This is a genomic window from Micromonospora sp. NPDC047187 (assembly GCF_040643355.1).
Classification (GTDB): Bacteria; Actinomycetota; Actinomycetes; order Mycobacteriales; family Micromonosporaceae; genus Micromonospora; species Micromonospora salmantinae.
Map to the genome: position 1 here is coordinate 20,231 of NZ_JBEYUF010000011.1, position 13,117 is coordinate 33,347.

Sequence of the window (13,117 nt, forward strand, 5' to 3'; positions counted from 1 at the left end):
GCGCGAGGTGCTGTCGCCCGCCGCCTGACCCGCGGCGGACGACAGCGACCCGCTGGAGATCAGCCCAGCGGGCCGACCTCCCGTTCGATGGCGGCGCGCAACTCCGGCCCGGCGACGACGGCACGGGCCGCCTCCATCACCGGGGCGAGGAACACGTCCGGACCGGGTTCGCCGGCTGCCGCACCGAGCGCGGCGACGGCCGCCCGGCCGGCCGGGGACGGCTCCAGCGGGGCGCGCAGCTGGAGGCCGCGTACGCCGGCCAGCAGCTCCACCGCGAGCAGGCTGGTCAGGTTGTCCAGGACAGTACGCAGCTTCTTGGCCGCCGCCCAGCCCATCGAGACGTGGTCCTCCTGCATTCCGCTGGTGGGCAGCGAGTCCACCGAGGCGGGGGCGGCCAGTCGACGGTTCTCGGCGACGATCCCGGCCGCAGTGTACTGGGCGATCATCAGCCCGGAGTTGACCCCGGCGTCGGGGGAGAGGAACGCCGGCAACTCCCGGGAGCGGGTGACGTCGAGCAGCCGGTCGACCCGCCGCTCGGCGATCGCGCCCACCTCGGCGGCGGCGATGGCGAGGAAGTCCGCGGCGAATCCGAGCGGCGCACCGTGGAAGTTGCCTGTCGACTCGACCCGGCCGTCCGGCAGCACCACCGGGTTGTCCACAACGGACACCAGCTCCCGGCCGGCGACGGTGCGGACGAAGTCCAGGGTGTCGCGGGCCGCGCCGGCCACCTGCGGCGCGCAGCGCATCGAGTACGCGTCCTGCACGGCGTGCGCCAGGTCGTCGCGGTGCGAGTCCATCACCCGGGAGTCCTGCAACAGGCGGTGGATGTTCGCCGCCGACGCCGCCTGACCGGGGTGTGGCCGGATCGCGTGCAGCTCGGGCAGGAACGGCCGCTCCGAGCCGAGCATCGCCTCGATGGCCAGCGCTGCCGTCACGTCGGCCATGGCGAACAGGTGCGCCGCGTCGTGGATGGCCAGCAGCAGCATGCCGAGCATGCCGTCGGTGCCGTTGATCAGTGCCAGCCCCTCCTTGGCGGCCAGCTCGATCGGCTTGAGCCCGGCGGCGGTCAACGCGTCGGCCGCGTCCTGCCGCTCGCCGGCCGGGCCGAGCACCCAACCCTCGCCGAGCAGCACCAGCGCGCAGTGCGCCAGCGGCGCCAGGTCACCGGAGGCGCCCAGCGAGCCGTGCTCCGGCACCCACGGGGTGATGTCGTGGTTGAGCAGGTCGACAAGGGCCTCCGCGACCAGCGGCCGGACCCCGGATCGGCCCAGGGCGAGGGATCGGACCCGCAGCAGCATCATGGCCCGGACCACCTCGCGCGGCATCGGGGCACCCACCCCGGCGGCGTGCGAGCGGATCAGCGCGTGTTGCAGTTCGGCCCGCCGCTCCGGTGCGATGAAGGTGTTGGCCAACGCGCCGAACCCGGTGGAGACCCCGTAGACGGGACGGCCCGACGACTCGATGCCGTCCACGATGGCCCGGCTGGTCGCCATCGCGTCGACGGTGGCCGGGGCGAGGACGACAGTGGCGGTGCCGCGGGCCACCGCGAACACGTCGTCGGCGGTGATTCCGGTGGGCTGGATGGTCACGTGCGTCATTGCGGTGCTCCGTTGCGTATTACCTGGCGGATCAGGGGGACACCGGGCCGGTAGGCCAGGTGCAGGTACGACGGCGCGTCGAGGACGACGAGGTCGGCCCGCGCGCCGGGGGTGAGCACACCGATGTCGTCGCGGCGCAGCGCCCGAGCGCCACCGGCGGTGGCGGCCCAGACCGCCTCCGCCGGGGTCATCCGCATCTCGCGGACCGCGAGGGCCACGCAGAACGGCATCGACGAGGTGTACGACGAGCCGGGGTTGCAGTCCGTCGCCAGCGCCACCGTGACGCCGGCGTCGAGCAGCCGGCGGGCGTCCGGGTACGGCGAGCGGGTGGAGAACTCCGCTCCGGGCAGCAGTGTCGCCACCGTGCGGGTGCCCGACCCGTCGCTGTGGGCCGTGTCGGCCAGCGCGGCCACGTCGGCGTCGCTCAGGTGGGTGCAGTGGTCGACGCTGGCCGCGTCCAGCTCCACGCCCAGCTGCACCCCGGGGCCGGGGCCGAGCTGGTTGGCATGCAGCCGTACGCCCAGCCCGGCGGCCTGACCGCAGGCCAGGATGGCGCGGGCGTGGTCCACGTCGAAGGCGCCCCGCTCGCAGAACACGTCGATCCACTTCGCGTACGGGGCGGCGGCGGCCAGCATCGGCCCGCAGACCAACCCCACGTAGTCGTCGGGGCGGTCGGCGTACTCGGCGGGCACCACGTGCGCGCCCAGGAAGGTGGTCTCGGTGCTGGTCTCGGCGGCGATCCGCAGCGAGCGGGCCTCGTCGGCGACGGTCAGGCCGTACCCACTCTTGATCTCCATGGTCGTGGTGCCCTGGCGCAGCGCCTCCCCGCGCAGCCGGCGCACTGTGGCGCGCAGTTCGTCGTCGGTGGCGGCCCGGGTGGCACCGACAGTGGTCCGGATGCCGCCGCCGGTGTAGGGCTGACCGGCCATCCGGGCGGCGAACTCGGCGGCCCGATCCCCGGCGAAGACCAGGTGGGCGTGGCTGTCCACGAAACCGGGCAGCACGGCGGCCCCACCGGCGTCGACGTGATGGTCGGCGGCCGGCGCGTACGCGGACGCGCCGACCCAGACCACCCGGCCCTCCTCGACCAGCACCGCGGCGTTGCGGCGGATGCCGAGCGGGCCCTCGCCGGCACCGTTGGTGACCAACTCCCCGATGTTGTCGACCAGCAGGCTGCCGCTCATGCGGGCGTCACCGCCTCGATCGCGGACGACAGTTCGGTCGGCACGTCCACTGTCAGATGTCGGCCCTCGGCCACCACCACCCGGCCGTCCACCACCACCTGATCGACGTCCGCCGCGCCGGCGGCGAAGAACGCGCCCACCGGCGGCACCCCGGCGGTGCGGGCGCTGTCCAGGCGTACCGTCACCAGGTCGGCGCGGGCGCCCACCGCGATCCTTCCGGCGTCTGCCCAGCCGAGCGCGGCGTGCCCGGCGACGCTGGCCGCGTTCAGCAGGTCGAGCGGCGCGAAGTGACCACGCCGGCGGGTACGCAGCCGCTCGTCCAGCTCCACCGCCCGAGCCTCCTCGAACAGGTCGATCACGGCGTGGCTGTCGCTGCCGAGGCTCAACCGGATGCCCGCGTCGGCCATCAGCCGGGCCGGGCCGATGCCGTCGGCGAGGTCCCGCTCGGTGGTCGGGCAGAGGCACACACCGGTCCGGCTGTCGGCGAGCACTGACAGGTCCGCGCTGGTGGGGTGGGTGGCGTGGACGGCGGTGGTGTGCGGCCCGAGCACGCCGTGCTCGGCGAGCAGGGCGGTGGGCGAGCGCCCGTGCACGGCGCGGCACTCGTCGTTCTCGGCGGGCTGCTCGGAGAGGTGCACGTGCAGCGGCGCCTGCCGCTCCCCGGCCCAGTCGGCGACAGTACGCAACTGATCGGCCGGTACGGCCCGCACCGAGTGCACGGCCGCGCCGACCCGGACGTGCGGGTCCGTCGGTTGGAACGCCGCGGCCCGCTCGGCCCAGCGGGCCGCGTCGCCGTCGCCGAAGCGGCGCTGCGGCCCGGCGAGGGGTCGACCGTCCACGCTGGAGGTCAGGTAGCAGGTGTCCAGCACTGTGAGCCGGATCCCGGCGTGCGCGGCGGCCTCCACCAGCGCTGCACCCATCGCGTTCGGGTCGTCGTAGGCGCCGCCGTCCGGCCGGTGGTGCAGGTAGTGGAACTCGCCCACGCAGGTGATCCCGGCGAGCGCCATCTCGGCGTAGACGGCCCGGGCCAGCGCGAGGTAGGTGTCCGGGTCCAGCCGGTCCGCGACGGCGTACATCTGGTCCCGCCAGGTCCAGAAGTCACCCCGTCCACAGTGGGTACACCCGCGCAGCGCCCGGTGGAACGCGTGCGAGTGCACATTGGCCAGCCCTGGCAAGGTCAGGCCGGTCAGCCGGGTGGCGTCGCCCAACACCTCCACGCCGGCGGCCGGGCCGCCAGCCCCCGCCAGCGGTGTGAGTGCGGCGATCCGCCCGTCCTCGACCTCGATGAGCACGTCGGGCGTGGGCTCGGCGTGCTCGGGCAGCCAGGCGTATTCAGCGAGCCAGCGGGCGGTGGTCATACTCCTCGCCTCCTTTGGAGCTGAATCGTCTGCGACATCAGCGGCCGGGGTGACACCGGCGGCCGGGGTGACGCCGACAGTTGGGGCGCTTCGGCTGATTCGTTTACGACATCAGCTCCAAAGGACGACAACAGGAGATGCCGCACCTCGCCACGCCGGAGACTCCGCACCCACCGACGCCGCAGCTCCGTGCCGTCCGCGGAGCGGCTCGCGACGTCGTTCACCGGCATGTCAGCTCCTCCAGCACCCGGGCCAGCGCCCGTACCCCGGCCGCGCAGTCGTCGTCGGTGGCGGCCTCGGCGGGGGAGTGCGAGACGCCGGTCGGGTTGCGGACGAAGAGCATCGCGGTGGGCAGGTACGCGGCGAGCACCCCGGCGTCGTGCCCCGCGCCGGTGGGCAGCACCGGCGCGTCGAGCAGGGTGGCCAGGCGGTTGGCCAGCCCGCCGTCGAAGGCGACCACCGGGGTGGCCGACTCCTCGGTGACGGTCACCGTCGTACCGTCGCGGCGGGCCCGCTCGGCGAGCTTGCCGCGTACCGCGTCGACCAGCCCCGTCAGCGTCTCCGGGTCGGCCGCCCGGGCGTCCAGCCAGCCGGTCACCTTCGACGGGATCGCGTTCGTGGCGTTGGGTTCGACGGCGACCCGGCCCACTGTGGCGTGCGCGCCGCGCAGCCGGGCCTCCTTGTTGGCCGCCAGCACCGTGAACGCGTAGGTCAGCATCGGGTCGCGGCGGTCGGCCATCCGGGTGGTGCCCGCGTGGTTGCCCTCGCCGACGACGTCGAAGCGCCACCGGCCGTGCGGCCAGATCGCGCTGGCCAGCGCGACCGGCGCGTCCGTGTCGACGAGCGCGCGGCCCTGTTCGACGTGCAATTCGACGAAGGCGCCGAACCGGCCCAGCAACTCCGGGCGGGCGCCCGCCGGCCGGTCACCGAGCGCCTCGGCGAAGCTCACCCCGGCCGCGTCGCGCAGGCCGGCCGCGCGCTCGGGCGGCAGCGCCCCGGTGAGCAGCCGCGACCCCAGACACGGTACGCCGAAGCGCGCTCCCTCCTCCTCGACGAAGGCACCCAGCACCAGCGGCCGGTCCGGCGTGACACCGGCGGCGCGCAGCTCGTCCACGGCGAGGAACGCGCTCACGATGCCGAGTGGCCCGTCGTACGCCCCGCCGTGCGGCACCGAGTCGAAGTGGCTGCCGGTGAGCACCGCGTCGGACGCTTCCGGGTCACCCCAGTGGGCGAAGAGGTTGCCGTTGCCGTCCTCGGTGACCGGCATGGCACGGCGCTCGGCCTGCGCCCGGAACCAGGCGCGCAGCTCCCGCTCCGGCTCGGTCAACGCGTACCGCAGATAGCCGCCGCTGTCGGCGTCCCGTCCGACCGGCGCGATCTCGTCCCACAGCGCCCGGAACCGGGCGGAAAGGTCGTCGCTCATGCGGGTCCCTCGGTCATGGGGACCCGGACCCCGGTGCGGTCGGCGACCTCGCGGGCGCTCTCGTAGCCGGCGTCGACGTGCCGGATGACCCCCATCGCCGGGTCGTTGGTGAGCACCCGCTCGATCTTCTGACCGGCGAGGGCGGTGCCGTCGGCCACGCACACCTGCCCGGCGTGGATCGACCGGCCGATGCCCACCCCGCCGCCGTGGTGGATGGACACCCAGGAAGCCCCGCTGGCCGTGTTGACCAGGGCGTTGAGCAGCGGCCAGTCGGCGATGGCGTCGGAGCCGTCAGCCATCCCCTCGGTCTCCCGGTACGGGCTCGCGACGCTGCCGGTGTCCAGGTGGTCCCGGCCGATCACCACCGGGGCGGAGAGTTCGCCGGAGGCGACCATGTCGTTGAACCGCACGCCCGCCCTGTCCCGTTCGCCCTGACCGAGCCAGCAGATCCGAGCCGGCAGGCCCTGGAAGGCGACCCGCTCACCGGCCAGCTTGATCCAGCGGGCCAGCGACTCGTTCTCCGGGAACAGGTCGAGGATGGCCCGGTCGGTGGCCGCGATGTCGGCCGGGTCGCCGGAGAGCGCCGCCCACCGGAACGGACCCCTACCCTCACAGAACAACGGCCGGATGTACGCGGGCACGAAGCCCGGGAAGTCGAAGGCGCGCTGGTAGCCGCCGAGCTGCGCCTCACCCCGGATGGAGTTGCCGTAGTCGAAAACCTCGGCGCCGGCGTCGAGGAAGCCGACCATCGCCTCGACGTGCGTCGCCATCGATGCGCGGGCCCGGTCGGTGAACTCGGCCGGCTTCGCGGCGGCGTAGTCCCGGGCCTCGGCCAGTTCCACCCCCACCGGCAGGTACGCCAGTGGGTCGTGCGCGCTGGTCTGGTCGGTCACGATGTCGATCTCGACGCCCCGGTTGAGCAGCTCCGGGAAGACCTCGGCGGCGTTGCCGACCACACCCACGCTCAGGGCCCGGCGCTCCCGCTTCGCGGCGCGCACCCGAGCGATCGCGTCGTCCAGGGAGTCGGCGACCTCATCCAGGTAGCGGTCGTGCACCCGACGGTCGAGCCGGGTGCGGTCCACGTCCACGATCAGGCAGACGCCGCCGTTCATGGTGACCGCGAGTGGCTGCGCGCCGCCCATGCCGCCGCAGCCGGCGGTCAGCGTCAGCGTGCCGGCGAGGGTGCTGTCGCTCTGCCCCTGCCCGTCGCCCCGGGCGTCGGCGATCTTGGCGGCCACCGCCGCGAACGTCTCGTAGGTGCCCTGGAGGATGCCCTGGGTGCCGATGTAGATCCACGAACCGGCGGTCATCTGCCCGTACATGGTCAGGCCGAGTTGTTCGAGGCGGCGGAACTCCGGCCAGGTCGCCCAGTCGCCGACCAGGTTCGAGTTGGCCAGCAGCACCCGGGGCGCCCACTCGTGGGTGCGCATCACCCCGACCGGGCGGCCCGACTGCACCAGCATCGTCTCGTCCTCGCGCAGGTCGGTCAGCGTGCGGACCAACGCGTGGTACGACGGCCAGTCCCGCGCCGCCTTGCCGGTGCCGCCGTAGACCACCAGGTCGTCGGGGCGTTCGGCCACCTCGGGGTCGAGGTTGTTCATCAACATCCGCAGGGCGCCCTCCTGCTGCCACCCGCGGGTGGTGAGCTGGCTGCCCCGTGCGGCACGAATGGGTCGGGTCATCTCTGGTTCTCCTCCGGTCAACCGAGGAACAACTGTCGGCGGGCCGCGGAGGCTTCGAACGCCTCCAGTCGGCGCTGGGTGTCGGCCGGCGTGGCGTCGCAGATCGCCTGCAACAGCACCATGGCCAGGGTCATCGGGGCGGTGTGCAGGTCGAAGACGAGCTGCGCGCCGACCGCGGCGGCGAGCACCACGTCGGCGTGCTCGGTGGCCGGGCTGACCGGCGAGTCGGTGATCGCCACCACTGTCAACCCGGCGTGGCGGGCGTCGCGCAGCGCGTCAAGGGTCTCCCGGGGGTAGCGGGGCAGCACGAAGGCCAGAACGGCGGACGCCCCGGCCTCGGCCGCCTGCTCCAGGCGATCGGTGAGCAGGCTGCCGCCGTCGTCGAGGACCCGTACGTCCGGGTGCACCTTCGCCGCGAAGTAGGCGAAGTACGCGGCCAGCGGCGCGGCGGCGCGCAGGCCGAGCACCGGCAGTGGGCGACTCTCGGCGAGCAGGCGCCCGGTCTCGGCGATCCGGTCCCGGTCGGCGAGCTGACCGGCCAGTCGGTCCAGGTTGCCCATCTCCGCGCGTACCGCCTGCTGGAGTTCGTTGCCGGCGTCCGTCGATCCGCCCGGAGTCGAGCCGGTGAGGTCCCGCAGCCGGCGGCGCAGCGCCGGGTAGCCGTCGTGGCCGAGCGCGACGGCGAACCGGGTGACCGACGGCTGACTCACGCCGGCCAGCTCGGCGACCTCGGCGGCGGACAGGTATGCCACGCCGGGGGCGTGCTGCACCAGACAGTGCGCGATTCGGCGCTGGGTGGGGGTGAGCCGCACCCCTTGGAACAGGTCGAGCACCCGGTCAGCGGGTGCTGCGACAGCTCCTTCATTCATGAGCTGACTCTATGCATAGAAACTTTCATAGACAACCACCTCGGGTCACCCCCGCCCCCCGTTCAGCCGTCGCGACTCGTAACATGCGGGCGTCCAGCGCGAGCAGGATTCGCGTCGTCGAGAAGGAGCGCCGTGGTCGCAGTCGAGGACGCCCCGCCCATTCGCGCCTCTCGTCCGTCGCCTCCTCGACGCGTCCGGGCGGCGGTCGGGGAGACGCTGCCGGTCATCGCCCTTCTCGGGGCCTTCTTCGTCGTCAACGACATCCGGTCCTGGCTGACAGCCCAGTACTGGGGCGACGAGGCGTGGGTCGCGCTGTCGGTCCGTTTCCCCCTCGCCGACCTGCCGGTGACGACCTCGTCGAGCCCGATCGGGTGGAGTTTCCTGCTCCGCCTGGTCCCGGACATCGACCACCTCCGGGTCGTACCCCTGGGTTTCCAACTGCTGGCCGTCGTCGCGGCCTACCTTCTGGGCCGCTCGCTGGCGTCCGAGCGCGCTCGGGGCATCCTCATCGGTGTCGTCACCGGGATCGCCGTCCTGCTCCTGCCGGTCCAGCAGACCCGCCACGACCTGAAGCAGTACACAGCGGACGCCGCCGTGGCGGTCTGCCTGCTCGCCCTGGCCACCTGGACGGAACGCTCCTGGTCCCGGCGGCGACTCGCGGTGGTGGTGGCCGCTGTGGGCCTGGGCATGCTGCTGAGTCACACCACCGCCATCGTCGCGGTCTGCGTACTCGGCGGGCTGCTGCTCTCCGTCGCCGTGCGCCGGGAGTGGGCGAGGACGGTCGAGGCGACCGTCGCCGGTCTGGTCGCCGGCGCGCTGGTCGCCGCCGTCTACTTCGGAGTGTCCGCCCGGGGCAACAGCGATGCCATGCGCGACTACTGGGACGCCTTCCTGCCGAGCGTCTCCGAACTGCCCGCACACCTCGTGCGGCAGACCAAGGCCCTGTCGCCGATGCTCGGCGCACCCGTGTCGATCCTCGCCGTCCTCCTCGTGCTCGGCGTCCTCACGCTGTTCCGACGCGGACACGCCGCCCCGGCGATCGCCGTCCTCCTGCTGCCGGTGGCGGCCATCGGGCTGGGCGTCGCGGGGATCTACCCGCTGCTCGACCCGCGCACGTCCCACTTCCTGATCGTGGTGGCGGGCCTGGTGGCCGGCATCGGCATCATCGGTCTGGCCGACCTGACCGTCGCCCTGGTCCGCCGCGGGCTGCCCCGGCTACCACCGGGCGTGGTGGCCGCCGTCACCTGCGCCGTCCTGCTCGTCAGCTTCGCCGCCGTCAACCACCGCTGGTACCGCACGGACGGCAACGAACCCGGGGTCTGGCTGGCACACCAGGCCATCACCGACATCGGATCGTCGACCCGGTACGTCGCGGCGCACAAGGGGCCACACGACCTCGTCGTGGTCAGTGGGCCCGCCTGGTTCGGGTTCACGCTGTACTCCGACAAGGACCCGCTGAAGCTGGTCGCGCCGGTCACCGGCACCGTCGGTTGGACCCTCACCATGCCCACCCGCGCCGACGTGATCCTCCCGAAACCCGCCGCCGCCGACAAGCAGTCCATCAAGGACGCACTCGACGAGGTTCTGGCCCGGGCCGCGAAACGGCCGCCCGGCACCCGGGTCTGGCTGGTCCGCACGTACACCCACCCGAGTGAGCCGGTGTGGCAGGCGGCGCTCGCCGACTATCACGTGCAACGCGTCACGTCCGGACCGGAGCCAGTGGTCGTGATCAGCAAAAGGTGACGGCGGCGACGAGCTGACGGGTGACCGCCGGGCGACTGACTGTGGCACCGGTCGGTACCATGCGCCTGGCGGTCGAGCGGAGGAGTTGGCATGCAGCCGGAAGGCCCCTACAGGTTCACCCACTTGCTGGGCGGTTCACCGGTGGGCAAGGCCTGGGCCGCCATCGACGAGCAGGGCCGGTTCGTGAGCGTGGCCGTGCTGGACGCGACGGTTGCCGCCGCCCCCGGTTGGCGGGAGGCGTTCGCCGAGGTCGCGAACGCGCTCGCCCAGTCGCCCGACGGGCCCCCGATCACGTACGCCGACTTCTCGGCCGCCGCGCCCTGGGTGGCGTACGCCGCCGAGGCCGGACCCGCCCCGGAGAAGCTGTTCCGCGCGCTCGGCGTGGAGTACCAACCGGTGCCCGCCGCCCCCCGACCCGTCTCCGCCCCTCCCCAGCCGGTGTCCGGTGTGCCGCAGCCGGTGTCCGGTGTGCCGCAGCCGGTCTCTGGCGTGCCGCAACCCGTGTCCGGTGTGCCGCAGCCGGTCTCTGGCGCGCCGCAGCCGGTCGTCGACATGCCGCATGCCCCGTGGGCGGTGCAGTCGGCCGCGATCCCGAACCAGCCGCCGGCCCATCCCGTCTCGGCCGCGCCGGTGTCGAGCGCACCCGCCTCGCCGGCCGGCCACGATGGCGCACCGACGCCGGCCACCGTGTCGGGCCCGCCGGCCGACGTGCCTCCGTTCGACCCGTACGCCGCCCCGGTACGACGGATCAAGCCCTCGGCGCCGCCCAAGCGGCGTACCGGCCTCTGGGCCGGTGTGGCCGCGCTGGCCCTGGTGGCAGTCGTCGGTGGCGGCGCCGGCATCTATTCCCTCAGCTCGGATGAGCCCGACGAACCGGACACCCCGCCGACCGCCACCTCCAGCGGCTTTCCCGCCGCGACCCCGCTCGCCCCCGGCCTCAAGCCCTGGGCGCAGGCCGCCCTGCGCAGCCCCGAGGAGCGCGCACTGGCCGTTGCCGGTCCGTCCATGGTCTTCGTGGAGGTCATGTTCACCGGGTACGTCCGCAACAAGGCCGGTGGCGCCCTGCTGGACAAGGCCCCGGTGACCTTCAGCCGGCGCTGTAGTGGCGTGGTCGTTCAACACGAGGGGTACGTCCTCAGCAACAGCCAGTGCGTGCAGCCCACCCCGGACGTCCTGGTCGGGGGTGCCCTGAACGCCGTGGCGAACCGGCTCGTCGCCGAGGGCAGCCTGCAAGCCAAGGACATCAGCACCTACACCCGCAGCCGGTTGAGCACCTCGGTCCTGACCGGCGCGAATGCCGGCGATCAGCCGGAGACCCGGCTGTACGGGCAGCTCAACATCGCCAAGGGCGAGGTGACGGACAGCCCGGCGATTGCCGGCACCGTCGTCCGGGCCCTCCCGATCGAGGCGGGGAACGTCGCCCTGATCAAGCTGGAGCAGAAGAACCTGCCCACGTCGGAGCTGAACACGTCGGCCAGCGTCAGCCCCGATACGTCACTGCTCGTGCTGGGCTACGGCACCACCGACACCAGCTTCCGCGCCGCCACCTACACGGTGGTGTCGAAGACGGTGACAGTGACCGGGATCGACTCCTCGACTCCGCTGAACCCGTACCGGATCAATGAGGATCTCGGGCTCTATTCACGAGGCGGGATCGCCATCGACCCGAGCGGCCGGGTGGTCGGCATGCTGGACAACGACGTTCTGCGGCCCGACAAGGCGAACCGCCTCGTCGTGCCGGTCTCCGCCATGACCGCCCTACTCCAAGCTGCCGGCGTCACGAACGCGCTCGGCAAGGCCGACAACCAGTACCGCAGCGGCCTCGACGCGTACTTCGCCGGAGACGAGTCGACAGCCATCGCCCGATTCGACGAGGCCGCGCGGAACTCCCCGACCAACCTGCTGGCCCAGTCGTATCGGCAGGCGGCCGTCGACAGCCGGGGGTCCGGCGATTCAGGCGGGTCGAGCTGGGCCGTGCCGGTGATCGCCGCAGCCGGAGGCGCGCTCGCGGTGGCCATCGTGGTGGCGGTGGCGATGCTCCTGGCGCGGCGGCGCAACAGCCGTTTCTAGTGCGTCTGCGCGGCGCCTGGCCGAGAAGCCACGCTGCTGGCGGCCCGCGCGGACCCGCCGATCCGGGTGCCGGTCAACCACGGCCCCAGCGGCGTGCTGATGACGATCCACGCGAACGCCCAGGGGACCACGAGAGCGGCGCCCAGGTCGACCATCCCACCGGACCTGGGCGTCTTCAGCACCCACAGGATGCCTGCGTGACTGAGCACGACGGCGATGCCGCAACCGGCCAGTCGACTGATCACCCCCGACGCCCGCGCGCCGATGCGCGGGTCGAGTTCCTCCGCGAGCCGGATGAGGCCGACGCTGATCAGGATCGCGGTCAGCACCCCCAGCACCGGGGAGCCGAAGTCGCCGGCCTTGAGGTCCAGGTCCCGGTTGAGGCCGAGCAGCACGAAGCCGACGCCGATCGAGAGTGACGCCGCACCGGCGCTGGCTGGAAGGCGCGGACGGAGTCGCCGCAGCAACCGCCCGGCCAGCACGAAGACCAGGCACGCCGGGACCAGGAAGAGCCCGAGCGGGCCGGCGGTGACAACGCCGGGCGCAAGGTACGCGGTGACCAGGCCGACCACCGCGACCGTCCAGGCCACCGCGGCGGGGAACCGCTCCAGCCACCGGAACGCGACCGCCGCGATGAAGAGCACCGAGACGAACCAGAAAGCGGAGAACGGTCGGACCGCAGCCGTGCCGCCGTAGAGCGCGTCACCGATGGTGCCCGGTGCGACCTGGCCTGTCGCGGCGTCCGCTGCGAGCAGTGCCGCTACCAGGATGAGGAACCACACCACGTAGGGCACGCCCAGGGTCGTCCACCGCTTGCGCAACTCCCCGCCGAGCGGTCGACCGGGCGACCAGAAGTAGCCGGTCAGGACGAAGAACACGGGCACGTGCCAGGTGTAGATGGACGCGCGGGTCAGGCTGTCGCTCCAGACGTGGCCCGCGACAACCGCGGCGATTCCGACAATCCGGAGGAGGTCGACACCGGCGGAGCGGTTACCCGCCGCCGTTGTCGTGCTCGTTGCGGCCATGGCGGGCATCATTTCAGACAGCGGGGCCGACCTACGCCCCGGATCGGCACCGGTTCGGCCGGAGGTCGTGCCGGCGTCGTCGGGTATGGCGCATCGCCTAATCTGGGCACGACACGCTGCCCACACTGTGGAGGTTTCCCGGGTGTCTCGTCCCCACCCTCCGTG

The 13,117-nt window shown here is 73.0% G+C and carries 9 protein-coding genes; 2 read left to right on the forward strand and 7 right to left on the reverse strand.

The annotated features are described in order from the left end of the window. Window positions 1–59: 59 nt before the first annotated feature. From hutH to ABZ794_RS18845, 6 genes are all read right to left on the reverse strand, one after another. Window positions 60–1,598, reverse strand: a complete 1,539-nt coding sequence (hutH, locus tag ABZ794_RS18820) for a histidine ammonia-lyase (protein WP_210780959.1) — start codon at window positions 1,596–1,598, stop codon at window positions 60–62. After that, window positions 1,595–2,782 carry an imidazolonepropionase gene (gene hutI, locus ABZ794_RS18825; RefSeq protein WP_357516648.1) on the reverse strand — a complete coding sequence of 396 codons (1,188 nt, stop codon included), beginning with the start codon at window positions 2,780–2,782 and terminating at the stop codon, window positions 1,595–1,597. The genes hutH and hutI overlap by 4 nt, the downstream gene beginning before the upstream one ends. Beyond that, complete coding sequence (locus tag ABZ794_RS18830) at window positions 2,779–4,140, reverse strand: formimidoylglutamate deiminase (protein ID WP_357516650.1); 1,362 nt, start codon at window positions 4,138–4,140, stop codon at window positions 2,779–2,781. The genes hutI and ABZ794_RS18830 overlap by 4 nt, the downstream gene beginning before the upstream one ends. A 220-nt stretch (window positions 4,141–4,360) precedes the next feature. After that, complete coding sequence (locus ABZ794_RS18835) at window positions 4,361–5,563, reverse strand: allantoate amidohydrolase (RefSeq protein WP_357516652.1); 1,203 nt, start codon at window positions 5,561–5,563, stop codon at window positions 4,361–4,363. After that, entirely contained in the window at window positions 5,560–7,245 is a 1,686-nt protein-coding gene (gene hutU / locus ABZ794_RS18840; protein ID WP_357516654.1) for a urocanate hydratase, read from the reverse strand. Before hutU ends, ABZ794_RS18835 begins: the two co-directional genes overlap by 4 nt. A gap of 17 nt (window positions 7,246–7,262) precedes the next feature. Further along, on the reverse strand, window positions 7,263–8,114 hold the full coding sequence (locus tag ABZ794_RS18845; RefSeq protein ID WP_112582219.1) for a MurR/RpiR family transcriptional regulator: 852 nt from the start codon (window positions 8,112–8,114) through the stop codon (window positions 7,263–7,265). A gap of 132 nt (window positions 8,115–8,246) precedes the next feature. Here ABZ794_RS18845 and ABZ794_RS18850 point away from each other — a divergent pair, with 132 nt between their 5' ends. Together ABZ794_RS18850 and ABZ794_RS18855 are read left to right on the forward strand one after the other, a co-directional pair. After that, window positions 8,247–9,857: a DUF6541 family protein gene (locus ABZ794_RS18850; protein ID WP_357516656.1), complete on the forward strand. Its 1,611-nt coding sequence runs from the start codon at window positions 8,247–8,249 to the stop codon at window positions 9,855–9,857. Window positions 9,858–9,947: 90 nt separating this feature from the next. Next, window positions 9,948–11,927 carry a trypsin-like peptidase domain-containing protein gene (locus ABZ794_RS18855; protein WP_357516658.1) on the forward strand — a complete coding sequence of 660 codons (1,980 nt, stop codon included), beginning with the start codon at window positions 9,948–9,950 and terminating at the stop codon, window positions 11,925–11,927. Here the strand turns inward: ABZ794_RS18855 and ABZ794_RS18860 are convergent. Continuing rightward, entirely contained in the window at window positions 11,924–12,952 is a 1,029-nt protein-coding gene (locus ABZ794_RS18860) for an acyltransferase family protein (protein ID WP_357516660.1), read from the reverse strand. The two genes, ABZ794_RS18855 and ABZ794_RS18860, sit on opposite strands and share 4 nt — an antisense overlap. Window positions 12,953–13,117 lie beyond the last annotated feature (165 nt).